This is a genomic window from Nocardia sp. CA-135398, from assembly GCF_050955845.1.
GTDB lineage: Bacteria > Actinomycetota > Actinomycetes > Mycobacteriales > Mycobacteriaceae > Nocardia.
This window is the reverse complement of record NZ_CP192084.1, coordinates 4,563,866-4,582,321: the sequence shown is the minus strand read 5'-3', so window position 1 is coordinate 4,582,321 and position 18,456 is coordinate 4,563,866. Positions and strand designations below refer to the sequence as shown.

General features: G+C 65.6%; 14 protein-coding genes. 6 read left to right on the top strand and 8 right to left on the bottom strand.

What is annotated here, in order from left to right; translation table 11 throughout:
* The first annotated feature begins 509 nt into the window (after window positions 1-509).
* Window positions 510-1,724, top strand: a complete 1,215-nt coding sequence (locus ACQP1T_RS20165; RefSeq protein ID WP_433754602.1) for an FAD-dependent monooxygenase — start codon at window positions 510-512, stop codon at window positions 1,722-1,724.
* Window positions 1,725-1,992: 268 nt separating this feature from the next.
* Here the strand turns inward: ACQP1T_RS20165 and ACQP1T_RS20160 are convergent, their stop codons facing one another.
* Both ACQP1T_RS20160 and ACQP1T_RS20155 read right to left on the bottom strand, forming a co-directional pair.
* Complete coding sequence (locus ACQP1T_RS20160) at window positions 1,993-3,729, bottom strand: aminotransferase class V-fold PLP-dependent enzyme (RefSeq protein WP_433754601.1); 1,737 nt, start codon at window positions 3,727-3,729, stop codon at window positions 1,993-1,995.
* Window positions 3,730-3,927: 198 nt separating this feature from the next.
* The gene (locus tag ACQP1T_RS20155) at window positions 3,928-5,766 is read right to left on the bottom strand and encodes an AMP-dependent synthetase/ligase (protein WP_433754600.1); all 1,839 of its coding nucleotides are present in this window, start codon (window positions 5,764-5,766) and stop codon (window positions 3,928-3,930) included.
* A 390-nt stretch (window positions 5,767-6,156) separates the two neighbouring features.
* Here ACQP1T_RS20155 and ACQP1T_RS20150 point away from each other — a divergent pair, with 390 nt between their 5' ends.
* Window positions 6,157-7,596, top strand: a complete 1,440-nt coding sequence (locus ACQP1T_RS20150) for a wax ester/triacylglycerol synthase domain-containing protein (protein WP_433754599.1) — start codon at window positions 6,157-6,159, stop codon at window positions 7,594-7,596.
* 64 nt (window positions 7,597-7,660) lie between these two features.
* Here ACQP1T_RS20150 and ACQP1T_RS20145 read toward each other — a convergent pair whose 3' ends face one another.
* From ACQP1T_RS20145 to ACQP1T_RS20125, 5 genes are all read right to left on the bottom strand, one after another.
* On the bottom strand, window positions 7,661-8,455 hold the full coding sequence (locus ACQP1T_RS20145) for a hypothetical protein (protein ID WP_433754598.1): 795 nt from the start codon (window positions 8,453-8,455) through the stop codon (window positions 7,661-7,663).
* Window positions 8,456-8,459: 4 nt separating this feature from the next.
* Window positions 8,460-9,341 (bottom strand): ATP-binding cassette domain-containing protein, encoded by an 882-nt coding sequence (locus ACQP1T_RS20140; RefSeq protein ID WP_433754597.1) that lies wholly within the window; start codon window positions 9,339-9,341, stop codon window positions 8,460-8,462.
* Window positions 9,342-9,711: 370 nt separating this feature from the next.
* Complete coding sequence (locus tag ACQP1T_RS20135; RefSeq protein WP_433762575.1) at window positions 9,712-10,422, bottom strand: dienelactone hydrolase family protein; 711 nt, start codon at window positions 10,420-10,422, stop codon at window positions 9,712-9,714.
* Between the two features lie 223 nt (window positions 10,423-10,645).
* Complete coding sequence (locus tag ACQP1T_RS20130) at window positions 10,646-12,931, bottom strand: heavy metal translocating P-type ATPase (RefSeq protein WP_433754596.1); 2,286 nt, start codon at window positions 12,929-12,931, stop codon at window positions 10,646-10,648.
* Window positions 12,931-13,266, bottom strand: a complete 336-nt coding sequence (locus ACQP1T_RS20125) for a hypothetical protein (RefSeq protein WP_433754595.1) — start codon at window positions 13,264-13,266, stop codon at window positions 12,931-12,933. Before ACQP1T_RS20125 ends, ACQP1T_RS20130 begins: the two co-directional genes overlap by 1 nt.
* Window positions 13,267-13,597: 331 nt before the next feature.
* Between ACQP1T_RS20125 and pspAA the strand changes: the two genes are divergently transcribed.
* Entirely contained in the window at window positions 13,598-13,876 is a 279-nt protein-coding gene (pspAA, locus tag ACQP1T_RS20120; protein ID WP_433754594.1) for a PspA-associated protein PspAA, read from the top strand.
* A 224-nt stretch (window positions 13,877-14,100) separates the two neighbouring features.
* Here the strand turns inward: pspAA and ACQP1T_RS20115 are convergent, their stop codons facing one another.
* Entirely contained in the window at window positions 14,101-15,489 is a 1,389-nt protein-coding gene (locus ACQP1T_RS20115; RefSeq protein ID WP_433754592.1) for a wax ester/triacylglycerol synthase family O-acyltransferase, read from the bottom strand.
* A gap of 173 nt (window positions 15,490-15,662) precedes the next feature.
* Between ACQP1T_RS20115 and ACQP1T_RS20110 the strand changes: the two genes are divergently transcribed.
* The 3 genes from ACQP1T_RS20110 (at window position 15,663) to ACQP1T_RS20100 (ending at window position 18,343) form a co-directional block, all read left to right on the top strand.
* Window positions 15,663-16,643: a 1-phosphofructokinase family hexose kinase gene (locus tag ACQP1T_RS20110; RefSeq protein WP_433754591.1), complete on the top strand. Its 981-nt coding sequence runs from the start codon at window positions 15,663-15,665 to the stop codon at window positions 16,641-16,643.
* Window positions 16,644-17,048: 405 nt separating this feature from the next.
* Window positions 17,049-17,576 (top strand): DUF2267 domain-containing protein, encoded by a 528-nt coding sequence (locus ACQP1T_RS20105; RefSeq protein ID WP_433754590.1) that lies wholly within the window; start codon window positions 17,049-17,051, stop codon window positions 17,574-17,576.
* Between the two features lie 212 nt (window positions 17,577-17,788).
* Window positions 17,789-18,343 (top strand): flavodoxin domain-containing protein, encoded by a 555-nt coding sequence (locus ACQP1T_RS20100; RefSeq protein ID WP_433754589.1) that lies wholly within the window; start codon window positions 17,789-17,791, stop codon window positions 18,341-18,343.
* Window positions 18,344-18,456 lie beyond the last annotated feature (113 nt).

Genomic DNA, 18,456 nt, shown 5'->3' with positions numbered 1-18,456 from the left:
TCTTCACCAACGACCGGATAGTTGGCGAAGCAGTCGAATTGGCCGCCCCGTACGCCGGATGTCGAGGTACTCCCGGTCCAACCTCGAGGCTGAAAAGGTAGTCGCGCGCGCCCCGCAAAATTCCCCGCGAGGCAAGTGTCGCGAGTGGGTACTCTCCCCTCGGGCACGGCCGGATCCCCAATAATTCGAACATTGTCACGAATACCGCGCCGCTGCCATGTAGGAGCACTCGTCATGGCCGAGATCGCCGCATTGGCGCTGATTGGGGTCTTCGTTGGTCTCGCACTGCTGATGCGAACTCAAAACCGCTCCCGGGATTAACCGGTACAACCTTGCCGGCCGATTGGTTCGGCGTCGGAGGCGAGGCTCAGCACCCGACGACAGCACGGTCGGCAATCCCGGCTTCACTGAAGCCCTGAGATTTCGACCCGAAATCGACTATGGAAGCGCAGGATCGAATACATGGCACCGCAAGTGTCGCTGCCGAGTTCGACCATCGAGGTGTATCGATGCGCGTTCTGATCTCCGGGGCCAGTATCGCTGGGCCGGTATTGGCCTACTGGCTCAACCGATACGGTTTCGAGGTCACCATTGTCGAACGCGCTGCGACGCTGCGCAAGACCGGCGGCTACGCGGTGGATCTGTTCCGGCCCGCCATGCAGATCGTGCAGCGGATGGGAGTGGTCGAGGAGATCCGGGCGAAGGCCACCGGAACCGACACCCTGGTGATCCACCGGCCCGGCGCCGCACCGCTGAGGGCCGATCTGGGCAAGATCTTCACCGCCGTCTCCGACGATCACGTCGAGATCATGCGCGACGACCTGACCGAAATCCTTTACACCGCAGCATGTTCCGATGTCGAATACATCTTCGCGGACTCGATCACCGCGATCCGCGACGACGGCCAGGTCAGCTTCGAACACCACCCGGCACAGCGTTTCGATGTGATCGTCGGAGCCGACGGGCTGCACTCGAACGTACGCGCACTCGTTTTCGGACCCGAGGATCGGTTCACCACCTGGCTCGGCGCGTACCTCGCCATCTTCTCCGTCCCAGACTACTGGAATCTGGACCGCGTGATGGAGATGATCGTCGAGGTCGGCCGCAGCGCCGGTTTCTACAGCGCCGCCCACATGGATGACGCCCGAGCCGGGTTCTTCCTGCGTCCACCGCAACCACTCGACTACCACTACCGCGACACCGAGCGACAGAAACAGTTGCTGCGCGACCACTTTCGCGACATGGACTGGGAGGTGCCTCGGCTGCTGTCCGAACTCGACCACACCCCCGCCTTCTACTTCGACTCCATCACCCAACTGCGCCTGGACACCTGGTCACGCGGCCGGGTCACCCTCGTCGGCGACGCCGCGTACTGTCCGGGACCGGCGGTCGGCGGCAGTACCAGCCTCGCGGTGGTCGGCGCGTACATCCTCGCGGGCGAACTCGCCGCCCACGCCGGTGACTACAGCGCCGCTTTCGCCGCATACGAACACGCGATCGGCGACTACGTCCAACGCAGCCGCCGTTTCGCCGTCACTGCGGCCAAGACACTCGTACCCGCCGGCCGCATCCAGCTGTGGACGATGGTCAACGCCATACGCCTGATCAACATGCTGCCGGAATCGGCTACCCGCACCGCTGCCAAGCTCAACACCAAAGGCGTCCGCCTACACGACACGATCACCATCAAGGACTACACAGCCCCCGGTTCCTCGCGCCACTGATTCTCGCCTGGGCTGGAGATCCTGCACGCCCGTGGCGGCGTCCTCCGCGCTCGAAGTGCATAGCGCCTCAAAGCGATCGGCGCAGTCATCCACGCTACGCCGCTGATCCGCACCGGAGGCAGTATTCGCTGCGCTGGCGTACCCGCCGGTTCAGATCAGGAGCAAGTGGGGAGCGAACTTCGCCCGCCATGCCGCGGCTGGTCGATGGTTCCCCGGCTGGCCAGCTCGTGGCCGTCCTCGACACGGTGGCCGATGCAGCCGCGCCAACTCATGAAGGATTGAGCGTCAGGCATCGCGGGGGTAGCGGAAACCAGCGCAGCGCTTCGAAGTGCGGTGGGAGGCCGGTGGCGCCATCGGGGACCTTCTCAGGGCGGGCCTCGAACAGGGTGCGGGCCTCGTGTAAGTGTTCGGCCAACGCGGCCTCGTCGAGGGTCTCGTGGTCGGTCGAGTAGTGCAGAGTGCCCGCACGATCGTAGAAGAGATCGGTCAGGCGCAACGGGGCCTGGTGCGTTCCCCCACGGTGGCGCCACAGGCCGGTGTCCGGACTGAAAATGTAGTCGGTGAGGAGACGGTGGCCGAACGAGGCCAGTAACTCCACGGCCTCGATCAGATAGTCGCGCACGGTGTCGGAAATGAAGTAGTTGAAGTTGATCCGTGTCCAACCGGGTTTGATGCCCTCGCAACCCAAAGCGATTTCGTCTCGGTAGGCGCGCGAATTCTGCGCATCAATGGCCAGGAGCCGATGCCCGTACGGCCCCGCGCAGGAGCAGCCGCCGCGAGCTTGGATGCCGAACAAGTCGTTGAGCAGGGCTACGACATAGTTGTGGTGCAGGTAGCGATCCACGCCTGACCGGACTCGGAAGGACACGATGGACAGTCGTCGGGCATGCGGGTGGCCTAGGATTTCGATGTTCGGGTGATCGCGCCACCGGGCAAAGGCATGACGCCACAGCCGCTGTTCCCGTTGCTCGATGACGTCGGTACCGACGGCGTCTTTGAGCGCGAAGACCAGCCCGGCCCGGATCGACTCGATGATCGCCGGTGTTCCGCCCTCTTCCCGGGCAACAGGATCATCGAGGTATCGGTGACCGATCGGGTCCACGAACGCCACCGTGCCCCCTCCCGGCACGGTGGGCACTGCGTTGCGCACCAACTCACGACGAACCACGAGGACCCCCGGCGTCTGGGGCCCGCCGACGAACTTGTGCGGAGAAAGAAAGATCGCATCCTTGTGGTCGCCACGACCAGGAGCGCTTTCCCGCACCCGGATCGGCACATAGGGACCGGCAGCAGCGAAGTCCCAGAAGGACAACGCGCCGTGCTCATGAAGCACCGTGGCGATCCGATCGGTGTCCGACAAGACGCCGGTGACATTGGAGGCGGCAGAGAAACTACCGATCCGCAGCGGGCGGTCCGCGTAGTGGATCAGACGGTCCGTCAGTTGCGCTGTGTCGATGTGACCTCCGGCATCCTCGTCGATCACCACCAGCTCGGCGATGGACTCCCGCCACGGCAACTCGTTGGAGTGATGTTCGTAGGGGCCGATGAACACCACCGGCCGCTGCGAATCGGGGACCCGCCCACCCCACTGGTAGCGCGCAGCCAGCCCGGACGGTACGCGGAGCTCGAGAATGCCAACCAATTTGTTCACCGCCGCCGTTGCCCCGGACCCGCAAAAGATCACCAGGTCGTCCTCGGTGCCGCCAACCGCGTCGTGGATGATCTGGCGTGCGTCCTGCCGCAGCAATGAAGTCTGCAATCCGGTACCGGAGCTTTCGGTGTGGGTGTTGGCGTATCGCGGCAACACTTGCCTGCGGATGAAGTCCTCGAGAAAATCCAGCGACCGCCCCGAGGCGGTGTAGTCGGCGTAGGTGATCCGGCGCCGACCATAGGGCCCATCCAATACCTCGCCTTCACCGATAACCCCTCGCCGAACCCGCTCGAGCAAGGGTGAAGTAGGGACCGGCGCCGCCCCGACCGCCGCGCTCCCGGTCACCGTATCCATGCGGTCCCTCCTTCCGCCGCCGGTAGCCAACACCCCGGATACAGCCAGCGTGCCCCTGGGCCATGCGCCGCGCCAGGGCCATTGGTCTTCTAGGACGTGCGAGCGGGGAAGCGCCGGCGCTGGATTCGCCGCTGTCACGACCTCATCGAGTGCCCTCGGCGCCCTCGAATGCGATCAGCTGCCACCCCCGCATCGACGTCAGTGATAGAGGGCGTCGATGCTGTCGGCGAGGTGCTCGACGACTATCTTGCGGCGCAGTTTCATACTCGGTGTGAGATCACCGGCCTCGACGGATAGTTCGTGATCGATGATGTCGAATTTCTTGATCTGTTCCCAGCGATTGAGTTGGGTGTTCAGGTGGTCGACATAGGCGGCGATCACGTCGTGGGTCTTCTCGTCCCGCGCGATTTCGTCGAGCGGTTTGTCTGCCAGACCGTGCTTGCCGGCCCATTCGGTGACGCTCTGGACGTCGAGGCCGACCAATGCGACGCAATAGGGGCGTGTCTCGCCGTAGACGATGAATTCCGCTGCGTACGGGCACATTCCCTTGAACGTGGCGGCGATCGCGGAGGGCGCGACGTACTTGCCCTGCGAGGTCTTGAACAAGTCCTTCTTGCGGTCGGTGATGTGCAGGAATCCGTCTGCGTCGATCTCGCCGATATCGCCGGTGCGGAACCAGCCATCGGAGTCCAAAGCCTCGGCAGTGGCCTCGGGGCGGTCGTGATAGCCACTCATCACACCGGGACTTCTGAGCAGGATCTCACCGTCCTCGGCGATCTGGACCTCGGTGCCGGGGAACGGCTTGCCGACCGTCCCGAACCGGTACGCACCTGGGCGGTTGATGAAAGAGGCGGCGGCGGTCTCGGTCAGGCCGTAGCCTTCGAGCACGATGATGCCGATCGCGTCGAACCACTGTGCGACATTGCGATCCAAGGGGGCCGCTGCCGAAACGAAGTACCGTAGCCGACCACCGAAGCGTTCACGGATTTTGGAAAGCACCAGCCTGTCGGCGATTTCGTGCTGCAAGGAAACCAGCAACGACGGATCCTCGCCGGCCTGTCTGGTGCGCGAGACCTTCAGGCCGACGCCGACCGCCCAGTCGAAGAGCTTCTTCTTGATCCCGCCCTCTTCGGCCATCATGCCCTCGATCCGGGCGTGCGCCTTTTCGAAGATGCGCGGGGCGGCCGCCACGATGGTGGGGTGAAGGATCGTGAGGTTGTCCACGATCTTGTCGACCCGGCCGTCGATTGCCGTGGGGAAGCCGATCAGTGGTGACAGCGCCAACATCACCTTGCCGAACGCGTGGGACAACGGCAACCACAGGAAATTCAGGTCGTCGGGGCTGAGAACGTTCACAGCGTCGATCGCCGCGGCGCTGTAGGTCCATGCCGAATGCGGCAGCCGAACACCTTTCGGGGTGCCGGTCGTCCCGGAGGTGTACATGATGCTGCCCAGATGCTCAGGGCGGATGCCGCGGATGCGGTCGGCGACCGCATCCGGGGATTCGGCGAGCAGGCCACGTCCGCGCTCTTCGAGGTCGTCGAGACTGATCACCCAGTTCCCGTCGCCTTCGCCGTCGAAGATCACTACCTGTTGCACGTCGGGCAACTCGGCGCGATGCTCGATCAACTTGTCGACGTGATCCTGATTCTCGGCGACCACGATACGGCTGCCCGAGTTGGCGACGATGAACGCGACGCCAGGGGCATTGGTGGTGGGGTACACGGTGGTGGTGGCGGCACCAGCGCACATCACGGCGAAGTCGGCGAGCACCCATTCGTACCGCGTGGACGACACGAGCGCGACCCGGTCTTCGGCCTGGATTCCCAATGCGATCAGCCCGGCGGCGAGGATGTCGACGCGGTCACCGAACTGCTTCCAGGACACGCTGGTCCAACCCTCGCCGTCAGGAAAACGGAACGCCTCCGCGTCGGGAGTCGCGGCTACACGGTTGACCAGCATCTGGGCGACCGACGGTGCCCGCTTCTCGATCTTGCTGAGGTCGGGAGGTTCCTCGGATTTTCGGAGGAACGTCATCACTTCATTCTACGGAATCCCCACGCCGATCGATGAGGTACTTGGACGCGGAAGCCTGTACGAGCGGAGACCCGCATCATCCCTCGAACCACTCCGGACGGAGAGCGTTGACAGAATGTCCCTGTCGGCCTCGAGGACGAAAGCCCTCGATACAAGAGTCTTCGTGATCGGGTGCGATCGGCTGGGAACGAGCACACTGCTGGTATGGATACCGCCCAGCATGTCGGCTCCCGGACTGGTGGGATCGAGCGGAGGCTTCTCAGCGCCGGATGGGATGTGTGCTGGTCGTCGGTCCTGATGTCGGAGCCGAAGCGGCTGCAGGTTGTCCGACCAAACCGGAATGCCAAGCGGCTCACGGTATTCCCGCGGAGCATTCGAAGGTAGCAGTCGATGGGCGCACGCGAATCCCATATGTCACAGTCCGACCTGTTCTCGTGGAGCATGGAACAGGATCCGGTCCTGCGCTCGACAATCGTGTCGGTCCTGTTGCTGGACACAGATCCGGATTGGGATCGCCTGGTACGCACGATCGATCGCAGCACCCGCGTTGTACCGAAGTTGCGGGATCGATTGGTCACAGTGCCGCTCGGTCTGGCCCCGCCCCGGTGGACATCCGATCCGGATTTCGACCTGTCGTGGCATCTGCGACGTGGCGTGCTGCCGGAACCGGCGGATCTGTCCGCGATGCTCGAGTTCGCCCGTACGGAGGCGATGACCGCGTTCGATCCGGCTCGGCCGCTGTGGCGGTTGACGCTGCTCAGCGGCTTCGGCGATGGATGCGCGCTGGTGCTGAGAGTGCACCACAGTCTCACCGACGGGGTCGGCGGGATCCGGATCGCCACCGAGATCTGCGATCTCGATCGCGCCGGGACCGATCGCGGTCGTCCGCCCGAGCTTGCGTCCGACGGTGGCAGCGGGCTGCGCGACATTCTGGCGTGGAATTGGTCCGTCGGCTTTGACCTACTCCGCGGCGCCATCACGGCAACGTTGCCGACCGCGCGGCGAACCGTCACCCACCCGGTCCGGGCGGTACGCGACAGCGCAGCCGTGGCGACATCGCTGGTTCGGCTTGTTCGACCGGTCACTACCACGCTGTCACCGGTGATGACCGGGCGAAGCCTCGGTCGCCGTCTGGCGGTGTTCGAGGTCCCCGTCGAGGGCCTGCACCGCGCCGCCGATGCCGCAGGATGCACGATGAACGATGCGTTTCTGACCGCGGTGCTCATCGGACTGCGCGACTATCATCACCGGCACGGGGTGGAGGTCGATCGCCTGCGGTTGACCATGCCGATCAGCCTTCGCGCGGCCGATGATCCGCTCGGCGGCAATCGAATCACCCTGGCCCGCTTCGCATTACCTGTCGACATCACCGAAACTGCGGACCTGATGCGCGCCGTAGACGCCGTCGTCGCCCGGTGGCGGCGCGAGCCCGCGACACCGCTGTCCGGCGCCGTCGCGGCCGCGCTCAACAGGTTGCCGGTCGGACTGGTTGCCACCATGCTCGAGCATGTCGACTTCGTCGCCTCCGACATCCCGGGGTCCCCGGTGCCGCTCTATCTCGCCGGCGCGCGGATCGACCGGATGTACGCATTCGCTCCGACCATCGGCACGGCCTTCAACGTCGCCTTGACCTCACACGCCGGAATCTGCTGCATCGGGATCAACGCCGACACCGCCGCCATACCCAACCTCGCGATCTTCACCGATTGTCTCGCAGCGGGTTTCGACACCGTGCTCCGCCTCAGCGGTGAACCTGCCCCGGACGGCGGTGTGAAACCCACCGCCGGAGCATCCCAATCCGCGCCGACCGGATCAGTACCGGCGGGGTAGGTTTGGGGCACATCGGGTCCTGCAGCCAGGCCACGGCATGCCACGCTCTCGCTGACATCGGAGCTCAAACACCCGCGATATCACGGCGATCGAACACCGGCAGTGCGGTCAGCACGACCACTGCGCCTGCCAAGACCAGCCACGCGTACGCCGCTGGGAGTCCCGCCCCGAGCGGCCCGCCTTCGATCGCCTGATGGAACGGTGACAACGGACCCCACGGGCGCACACTGTCGACGATCTTGCTCGCGACGTAGAGGACGTAGGCGGCGACGGCGAAGACCGACGCACCGCCGAGCGCAACGATCCTTCGACCGGTCGCCGCGCCGAGAGCCAGTGCCAGCCACCCGAATTCGATGCCGATCAGTGCCATCGCGAGCGCACCGGTCGCGGCGGCCGCGATCGAGATATCGAGACCGAATATCGCCGAACTCACCACGATTGCCCCGAACAGCACCGCGGCAAGGGTGACCACGGCGGTGGCCAGCATGGCGGCCTGCTCCAGGGCGAGGCGTATCGGTGAGAGCCGGGTGATCAGCAGAACCTCCAGTACACCGCTTTCTTCCTCGCCCGCGACCGCGCGAGCACCGCGGCCGATCGCGAACACCAGGAACAGGATCGGCAGCAGCATGCTGAAAAGTTCTGCGTTGAGAAACCCGGTGCCCGTGATGAATTGGTCCATATTGAACAGTTTGCGTAGCGGCTCCGGATAGCTGTTCAGGAAGTCCTGAAGACCCGCCATATTCGAGATCGATGGCCACAGTGCCGATTCCAGCAGCACGACGGCGACGATTCCGATACCCCAGCCCAACAGTCCGTGGCGCTGATCGTGCAGGCTCTTCAGGAATACGTTGCGCAGCATCGCCTCATGCCTGTCCGTAGTAGGTGAGGAAGATTTCTTCCAGATCGGGTTCGCGACTGATGATGTCGACGACGTCGTACGGCGCGACGGCTTTCAGCAGCTCCGCGGTCGAACCCGACAGCTCGATATGCACGGTGGTGGTGTTGTGTTGGACCTCCCGCACGCCCGCGATCCGTCGCAGCACACTGGAGTCGGGCGAATCGCCCGCGAATCGCAGATCGATCTGGTGCGGTGCCCGGCCGGTGAGGTCGGCGACCGATCGGATCTCGATCAACCGACCCTGCCGCAGGAGCCCGACCGTATCGGCGACGGCCTGCACCTCCGAAAGCACGTGTGAAGAAAGGAAAACTGTCCGCCCCGCGTCGCGCGCCTCACGGATCATGGCGAGAAATTCGCGCTGCATCAGCGGATCCAGCCCGGTCGTCGGCTCGTCCAGCACGAGCAGATCCGGTTCGGACATGAAAGCCTGCACGATGCCGACCTTCTGGCGATTACCGTGCGACATCGCACCGATACGGACCGTGGGATCCAGATCCAGCCGCTTGATCAGTGTGTCACGGACGGTGGGATCCACGCCGCCACGCAAGTTGGCCAGATACGTCAGATAGTGCTGCGCCGACATATCGGGATAAGCAACGAATTGTCCTGGGAGATAACCGATATGGCGCTGCGCCGCCTCCCGCGCCCGGACCGTGTCAGCACCACAGACACTCACCGAACCACTGGTAGGCCGCATCAGCCCCACCAGGATACGGATGGTCGTCGTCTTACCCGCGCCGTTGGGGCCCAGGTAGCCGAAGACAACTCCGGCGGGGACGCGCAATGTCACCTCCGCGAGCGCCTGCTTGCGGCCGTAGCTCTTGGTCAGCGCATCCAGCTCGATCATCGACGAAACCGCCTTGCACAACTTTCCGATCGCGGTGTGGTCCGAAACCGGCTGAGTCAACTGTGCCCGAGCCGACTCCGGCATCGACAGGGTCGTGCGGCCCTCCCGCCGTGGACATTGGTCCCCGCCAACCCTCATCGTCGGCTGCACCGAGTTGCCTATCGCCCTCGAGTCGATGATCAAAGCCAGCAGGCCCGAGCTTCGCCTTCCTGCCCTCCGCCGCGGGCGTGGCGGCTTCCGGGGACTGCTGCTCGGCTCGGCGAGCAATTGGCTTGTGCAGCAGGCGCATTGCGCCCGGTCGTCGCAATCCAGAGTCTGCTTGGGCAAGATGTCACGGTGGCCGTCGCTTGCCACCGTGCCACCTTCGACATCAGCCTGCGCGGCGCTCCGGTTCGGATGCGGCCGATGTCAGCGGCTTCGACGTCAAGTTCTCGGTGAACCACACTGCCGCCAAATATGCGACGCGGCGAGACAATTGGGATTCGAGCAACGGGGCGGCGGACGTGAGCTCGGTGATGCGATGCTCACACAGCATCGACTCCGCAGCTCGGCGGTTCTCGACACGCACGCGACAATCCTGGCCGCCGACCAGATACAGCGTCGGCGCCAGCACATTCACCAGCCGCCCGCCCGCCAGATCCGGTCGGCCGCCGCGCACCACCACAGCACGAACCCTGCTACGGGGTTCCGCGGCCGCCCAGAGTGCCACCGGCGCTTCCGAACCGGTGCCGAAGTAGCCGACCGGAAACTCGCGCAGGCTCGGGACCGCACGGAGCCAGCGGTGCGCCGCGATCAAACGACGACCGAGCAGTTCGACATCGAAGGCCTTGCCGCCCTCGATCACCTCGCTGGGTGTGAGCAGATCGATCGTCAGTGTCGCAAGCCGGTGACCGGCCAGCGCATCGGCCACAAACCTGTTGCGCGGACTGTGCCGGTCGCTGCCGCAACCATGCGCGAAGATGACGATGCCGATCGGATGCTCGGGCATCCGCAGCCGCCCGAGCAACGCGACCTCCCCTGGAATTATTACCACCTCTTCATCGCACAGCGTTCGTGCTATGGGCGTATCAACCGTGGTCACAGCGATCCCTTCTCCTCAGCGTGATTTCTGTGCGGCCAGTCGGGTCCGGCGTTCTCGGTCAGCAGCGAGATCGCCCCGTGTAGTGGCGTTTTCGGACGTACTGTCACAACCGCACGGCTGAGAATGTCGTGTGCGTACATGGCTATCAGCGTGGTCGCGTCTCGCGGCGACAACGAGAGGCCTCGTGCCCGCCGCGATGTGACCAATGTCGCGAAGGTCGACGCTATCGAGCGACGCCCGCATCGTGCTCTCTCGGATTGTGTGCCAAGGTGAACAACGCTTCGTCCTCCTGGGCGAAGTGCAGTGTGAGGATCGCGTCCAAGCCGTACAGGGTGGCGCGCAGGTCATCGATCTGATCCGCGCCGATGCCGTCGGGCGACTCGGCGAGATGGCGGCGGATCCGCTCGACCAGGCGCTCGATTTCGGTGTGCTCGCGGCTCATCGTGACCATTGCCTCCGGGTCGCGCAGGTAGCTCGCCAGTGCCGGGTACAGTTGCGTCTCCTCGGCGTGCTCGTGTGGCAGGACGTCGGCGGTGAGCGCATCCAGAGCCCGGCGCAGCGCGGCGTCGGCACTGGGGGCCGGACCGTGCGTCAAGGCATCTGCCGCATCCCGAACCGATGCTCGGGCGGCATGCAGCCGTTCGTGTTCGCGCGCGAATCGCGCCACCAGCGGATCTATCGCGGTGCTGCGACGACCACGGCCGATGCGCAAGACCCGCAGTGCGTTCAGTATCACCGCGACGTCGATCCCCTCCTGCACGAGTGCTCCGGCCGCGGGCACCAAGAATCCGAAGGCCGCCGCGATCATGGCCACCAGTGAGAGCGCCATGCCCGTGAGCGCACTCTGCACGGCCAGCCGACGCGTTCGCTGGGCGATATCTACGGCATCGGCCAGCCGGTCGATACGGTCGTCCACGATTACCGCGTCGGCGGCCTGTACCGCAGCGGTCGACCCGCGCGAGCCGAGCGCGACGCCGACATCCGCCGCGGCCAGGGCCGGGGCGTCGTTGACGCCGTCACCCACCATCACGGTCACGCCGTCGTGTTGTTCGGCGCGGATCGCGGCGATCTTGTCGGCGGGATCGGCATCGGCGACGACCTCGGTGAGGCCGAGCATGCGCGCCACCTCGGTCGCGTTGTCGACCCGGTCACCGGTGAGCAGCAGTAGCCTGCGCAGGCCCGCTGCGCGTAGTCGGCGCATGGTCCGCGCCGCGTCGACACGGAGACGGTCGCGCACCAGCAGCGCCGCGACGGGGGCATCGTTCACCGAAACCCAGATGATGCCGGCCAGATCCAAGTGCGCGCGCCGTGCCGCGGCACCGACCCATGGGACAGGGTCCGTATCGGCGGGCAGCCTGCCGACCCGCACCCGATCGCCCTCTACCGTACCCGTCGCCCCCTGCCCGGGTTCTTCTGAAATATCCACGGCTGCAGCGGGGTTCAGCCTGCGTGCGGTCGCAGCGCCCAGCACGGCCTTGGCCAGCACATGCGGTGAATACTGTTCGACCGCGGCCGCCTGCCGCAGTATCGTCTCCGGGGTCGTGCCGGGCGCGGTGACGATATCGATCACCTCGGGGTGGCCGACGGTCACGGTGCCCGTCTTGTCCATCGCGAGACATCTTGCGCGCCCGAGTGTTTCGAGGGCCGCACCATCTTTGACGACTACTCCTGCCCGCGCTGTGCGCGACATCCCCGCGGTGATTGCCACCGGCACCGCGAGCAGCAGCGGACATGGCGTCGCGGTGACGATCACGGCGACCGCACGGACCGGGTCACCGGTGAGCGCCCATGCGATGGCTGCGATGACCAGCGCGATCGGTAGGAACCACACCGCTACCCGATCGGCCAGGCGCGCGACCGGCGCTGCGGCCGCGGCCGCCTGTCCAGCCAGCGTCACAATTCCGGCATAGGTGCTCTGCTCGGCCGTCGCTGCGGCCCGAATATCCACGGCCGCACCAGCATTCGTCACCCCGCTGCGTACGTCCGTGCCCGCTTTGCGGACGACGGGCACCGGCTCACCGGTCAGCGTCGACTCGTCGAACACACCCTCGGTGCTCAGCACACCGTCGACCGGGACGGTCTCCCCCGGCAGTACCACGACCAGATCGCCGGGGCCCACAGTGGCGGCCGGAACCGTCTCGATTCCGTTCGGCCGCCGCAGATGCGCCTGAACTGGGGCCCGTCGCAACAGCTCCGACAGATCGCGACCCGCCCGACGCCCAGCATAGGCCTCCAACACCCGGCCGGTGGCCACCATCAACGCGATCAGCGCGCCCGCGAAGTACGCGCCGACCGCGACCGCACCGATCAAAGCGACCACCGCGAGCAGATCCGCACCGTAGCGCCGCCTGCGAAGGTCGGCCGCCACCCACCGCAGCGCGGGCACCAGTGCAATCAGGGTCGCCGCGAGCCACAGCAGATCGGCGGCGGCGGTGTCGAACGGGTGCGCGACCAGTCCCGCCGCGAGTAGTGCGCCGATCACGGATCCGAGCAACGCCTGCCGGAACATCAGCACCGAACCTCGGTTACCGCGAAGCGCTCCACCTCAGCGAGATGCCCGCCGGTATTTCCGGCGAGAGTGCCGGGCCATGTCACCGCGAACGGGACTGGTGTCGTGGTGCACGGCGTATCGACTCCGCCGACGAGAATGTCGGAGGCCGCGCCCAGTGGTCGCGCCAGGTCGAGCAGTCGGATCTGCAGTGATTGCGAATCCGACAGCTCCCGCGGCCCCTGGTCCCACCGGAACGGCGGGTACTCGTCTATCGCCAGCAGCCACCATTTGAACAGGACCCAGCCCCGTGACAGCCGCTGCAGATATTCGACCTGGAAATCGGAAGAAATCATGCCAGTGCTCCTAATCGCTTGCACTTCTCCGACTGTCGCATCCGATGCGTCCGTGCAAGAGAGGCCGAAAGCCCCCTGCGCAGGTCCGAATTCCCCTACATGCCCGCTCGGCCCTACGACGACAGTGGAATCGGATCCTCATCCGTTCGAAGGAGTTGTCATGGACTGGCCGACCGCGGCCGTACTCATCGCCGTGATCTTCGCGGTGATGGTCATTGCCGCCACGTATTTGTCCGCCAAGAAGCAGTAGTGCAAGAAGATGACCATGGGCATCGCGCGCCGCATGGCATTGCACAACGGCCATCGATGTACCGAAGGAGGCGTCCGGATCATGATCATTCGCATACTCGGCGAGGGACAGTACGACGTCGCCGACACCCACATGGCCGAACTGAACTTCCTCAACGAGCAACTGGTCGAGGCTGCCGATGCGGGCGATGAGACCGGTTTCGCCCTGACCCTGCGTCAACTGCTCGCCGCGATCCGATACCGCGGCACCGCGATCGTCGACGATCGCATCGCGGACTCCGACCTCGTGCTGCCGTCGGCGGATATGCCACTCGCCGAGGTCCATGCGAGGGTACGGGACGATGGTTTGCTGCCGGGCTGATCGCAAGGGCGCGTCCGATTCCGGGCCGGACCATCGGCGGACGGTTCGAATGGCACTGATCACCCGACCTTCCGCACTGGGATGCGCCGTGCCAGGAGATCAGCTTGCCCCTTCTCCCCCGCGTCACCGGAGTGATCAGGCCGAGGTCGGCGGCGGGTGACCGGACTGCCGTACTCGATACCGGCGCCGATCACCACCGTGTCGGCCACATCCAGGTGACAGCTCTACTCGTGCTGCCCCGCCGCCGCACCTGAACCCCGGAGTTCCACCACTACCGGGCGACGGCGGGACTGCTCGAGCAGTTCGGCGATGCCGTGTTCGATACCCTCGGCGATCAGGTCGATGTCGGGGGTGGTGTCGTAGTCGCCCGTGATGCCGAAGACGAGCCGCTCGTGGTAGCTGAGGATCGCGATCGTGGTGCGTAGGCGCATGGCGATGGGGATGCAGGGCAGGATTTCCAGTACTTCGCGACCATGTACGGTCAATGGTCGGCACGGTCCAGGGACATTGGTGGCGAGGGCGCCTACGCTGTGCTGCGGGAAGTGTCCGGCCAGCCGGAATGCCCAGGCGACCACCGCGAACGGCAGCCATTCGGCCATCGATAGCATCGACTTCTGGGCCTCGGCCTCGCCTTTGGCGCGATGCTGGGAAATCCGGTCGTGCACCGCCACGAGTCGCTGAACTGGATCCTCGATTTCGATGGGCAGATACGGCAGCATGGCCGAAACCCTGTTGTCCATAACATATTTCGCGTCCGAGGGGCGCACGGATATCGGCACCAGAATGCGGAGCCTGCCCGATGTGGGTTCCTCGCCGCGCTTGTGCAGTACGGCTCGGTAAGCCGAGGCGATGGCCGCGAGTGCGACATCGTTGACCGTTGCATCGAAGGCCGCGCCGATCTCCCGGATCTCCGGCAGTGAAGCGCGGGCGACCACATAGCGTCGTTGCCGTCCGATCGGCCCGTTCAACGAGGACGCGGCCGCCGGCGCGACCGCGGCGTACACCACCGGCACCAGACCACGTACCACCGAGACCGCGAACCGCGGCGCCACCAGCGGCAGTCGGATTCCCTTCGTCACCAGCCTCGACAGGCCTCCGACCGAACGATCCTCCGCGCGGGCGGCCTGCACGCTGCCGTGGTCCCCCGGCCCATCGCAGAGGGCCTCGAACAAGGTGATCCCCGAGATGCCGTCGACCATGCTGTGATGGGCTTTGACGATCATCGCCCAGCGATCGCCGGCCAAGTGCTCGACGACCACGCACTGCCACAGTGGATGATCTCGGTCGAGCCGTTCCTCCAGGTCCACAGCGATCAGTTCGCGCAGTACCGACTCGTCGGCGGGCTCAGGCAGCGCGGTCCACCGAATGTGGTGCGCCAGATCGAAATTCGGGTCGTCTTCCCATACCGGCGCGGTCAGGTCGAGCGGCGCCCTGCGCACCCGCTGCCGGAGTCGGGTGTTGTGTTCGAGCCCCTTGGCCACTCTCGCGGTGAACTCCTCACGCGTCGGCGGCGGACCCGCCACGATCGCCACCGCGCCGATGCCCAGGCTGATATGGCGGTCGGTGTCCTCCAACTCCATGAATCCCGAATCCAACGGGCCCAGCTCGGTCATGGTCAACCTCGAATGGATCGATGGTGGCAGCCGGTACCCGGGATGGGACAGTGTGGCACTGCCACTCGATAATCCTCACGCCCTCGTACCGCTAGGGGTGAGAGACAAAGGTCGACAGTCGCAGCGCCTAATTGCCCTATGTCCGGCATCGACATCGGTGGACCTTGATAGTTATGGCTTGCGGCGATCCAGACCGCTCCCCGTCGTCGATTCTGAGCGTCACGCTGAATCCGACCGTGGACATCTGTCTGGAGGTGGAACAGTTGTACGGCGAGGGCAAGAACAGGGCCCGGGTGTGCTCGGTCCGAGGCGGAGGCGGTGGTATCAATGTCGCCCGCTGCGTCGGCAGGCTAGGTGGTTGCGCGACTGCGCTGCACACCTCCGGCCGGGAGATCGGCGAACGGCTCGATCGGCTCCTCGACGAGGAAGGGCTGGACCACCGACGCATCGAGATCGACGGGGAAACGCGGGAAGCCTTGGTCATCGCCGAGACACGCTCCGGACACAGCTACCACATCGTGCCGCCCGGCCCGGTGCTCAGCGAAGCGGATGGCCAGCGGTGCCTGGCGACCGTAATACGGATGGCGCAGCACTTTTCCTACCTCGTCATCACAGGAAGCATGCCGCCCGGAGTCCGCGAGGATTTCTGCGCCGAGGCGGTGCGGCAGGCCACTGCTCGTGGCGTCCGTGTCGTACTGGACGTGGCGGGAGCACAGCTGCGGAAGGTGATACAGGAACCGGTTTTCGTGAACCGCCTCGACCGCAAGGAGGCCGCGGCCCTGATCGGCCGTCCCATAGCGACCTTCGCCGATGCCAGGGCCGCCAACGAGTACGTCCTCGAGGCTGGCGCGGTCAGCAACGCCATTACCACGGTCGGCGCCCTGGGCGCCGTGCTTTCCACCCGCACCGCGCACCATGAGGTCGCAGCGCCGGTGCTCCTTCAACCGCCGCGCAGCGACGCCTGTGCGGGCGACAGCCTGATCGCCGCGGTGACCTACCGTCTCGCGGTCGGCGACAACTGTGTGCGTGCCTGCGAGTACGGGGTCGCGGCAGCCGCGGCGACGGTACTGCTGCCTGGTACCGAGGTATTCGAGGCGACTACCGTCGAGGAACTGCTAGCGGAGGTGCATACGCACTGGTCGATCCGGCAATAGCGGCCGCGCCGCCCCTCGAACAGGTGTGCCGTCGGAACCAGGCAGCCGGGTGCCTCCTTACTGCGCCGCAGTCGAGAATTCCACGCAGGATCCGATCGTGGCCAGGTTGTGCGTAGTCGTCCTCGTCGATCTCGTCGATCCGCACTCCCGTTGCCTTCGTGAGTTTTTCGACGAAAGTCAGGAAGTGGGTACAGTCCCTTCGACGTCACGACCGCATTGGCCTGCGCGATCGTCAGCCGCTGCCGCACCGGTTCGGGACCGAAGGCCGAGAACAGCGGCGAGACCACGCAACCAGCCTCGAGCGCGCCGAGGATCGCGATGTAGAGCTCCGGGGTCCGGCCGCGTAGCACCACACCCGCTAGCCACGTCGAATCCCATTGGCCCGCAGTAACATTCGCGAACCTGTTGGTCGCCACGGCGAGATCGGCTAGCTGTATTCGACGGGGTGTCTACTACGAGGGCTGGGTGCCGAGCCATGTGCCGGTGCGCCATGGCCTTTCGGAATTCGTCACCCAGTTCGCCAGAGAGGCCGGCATCGATGAGGACGAGGTCGGTGCAGTCGCGGGCGCCGTCACTGCCGCGATGTCGGATCAGTTCGCTCCCGGTCAGCTGAATCGAGTGTTCGCGGTGCTGCCGATGCACCTCTATGGGGTGCTGGGTGGCACGCGAACCCGCATCGAGGACGAGCCAGCGGGCCAGCTGTCTCACGGCGAGAATCCGCTCTCTCCAGGCGAGGATCCGCACATCGATCAGCTCACCGCCTTGGAGTATCGGGTCCGTGCGCTCGGCGATGCGGTCGCGGCACTCGCCCACGGTCTCGAGCGGTTGCCCACCGACACCGCGGATGCGAACCTAGCGGCTGCCGCTGCTCAGGAGGCACACCGGATCCTGCTCACCGAGACCCCGGCACACACCACCCCGCAGGCGCGCTGACATGTTGCGCGGCACCATCGCGCTCGGGCATATCGCCTGGCTGCGCACGATCCAGGACCGACCCGAAGCTTCCGACACCATGGGCAGCGTGCTCGAGCGCATCAGCATCGTCCCCCGCAGGGCGTGGCGCGTACCGAATGGGGACGTTGGTCCCCCCTGAACAGGCATCACGGCTCTCACCAGCGGACGGGCTCCTACGCGACGCTGTGGGTATGGAATCGAACGCATCTCGCATCGCGGTCGTATACGCGACCGAAAAGGGATCGACCCGCGATATCGCGGAGTTCATCGCCGCCGAGCTGGGCGAACAAGGCGCCGAAGTGGAGCTCGCCGACGCCGAGCACGCACCGGAGCTGTCCCGTTTCGACACCGTCGTGCTGGGTAGCGCGATCCACGATATGGACCTCCTGCCCGCCGCCGTGACCTTCGTGCGAACGCACCGGGAGGCATTGCGGAACAAGAACGTCTGGCTCTTCAGCGTCGGCCTCGGACCCGCGCTCGGTGGGCCCATCGGCAGCCGGATCGGCCGCATCGTGCCGAAGAAGATCGCCGCGCTGCGTGACTCGATATCGCCGCGGGACTACCAGGCGTTCTCCGGACACTACGAACACGTCGGCGTCTCGCTGAAGGCAAGGATTCTCTATCGCTTGATGGGCGGCGGCCGCTACGGCGATCTGCGCGACTGGGCCGCCATCCGCACCTGGTCCACGTCCATCGCGCAATCGCTGGGTCTGTCCGCCGCACAGTCGAACACCGTTGTCTCGTAGTCGAAGCCGAGCTGATGTCGCACAGCGACGCTCCCGCCGAGATCGCGCTCGGGACCACTGGGCCCAAGCCCGCGACCTTCGGTCGCAGCCGCCGCTGCCAGACCGGGCGATGT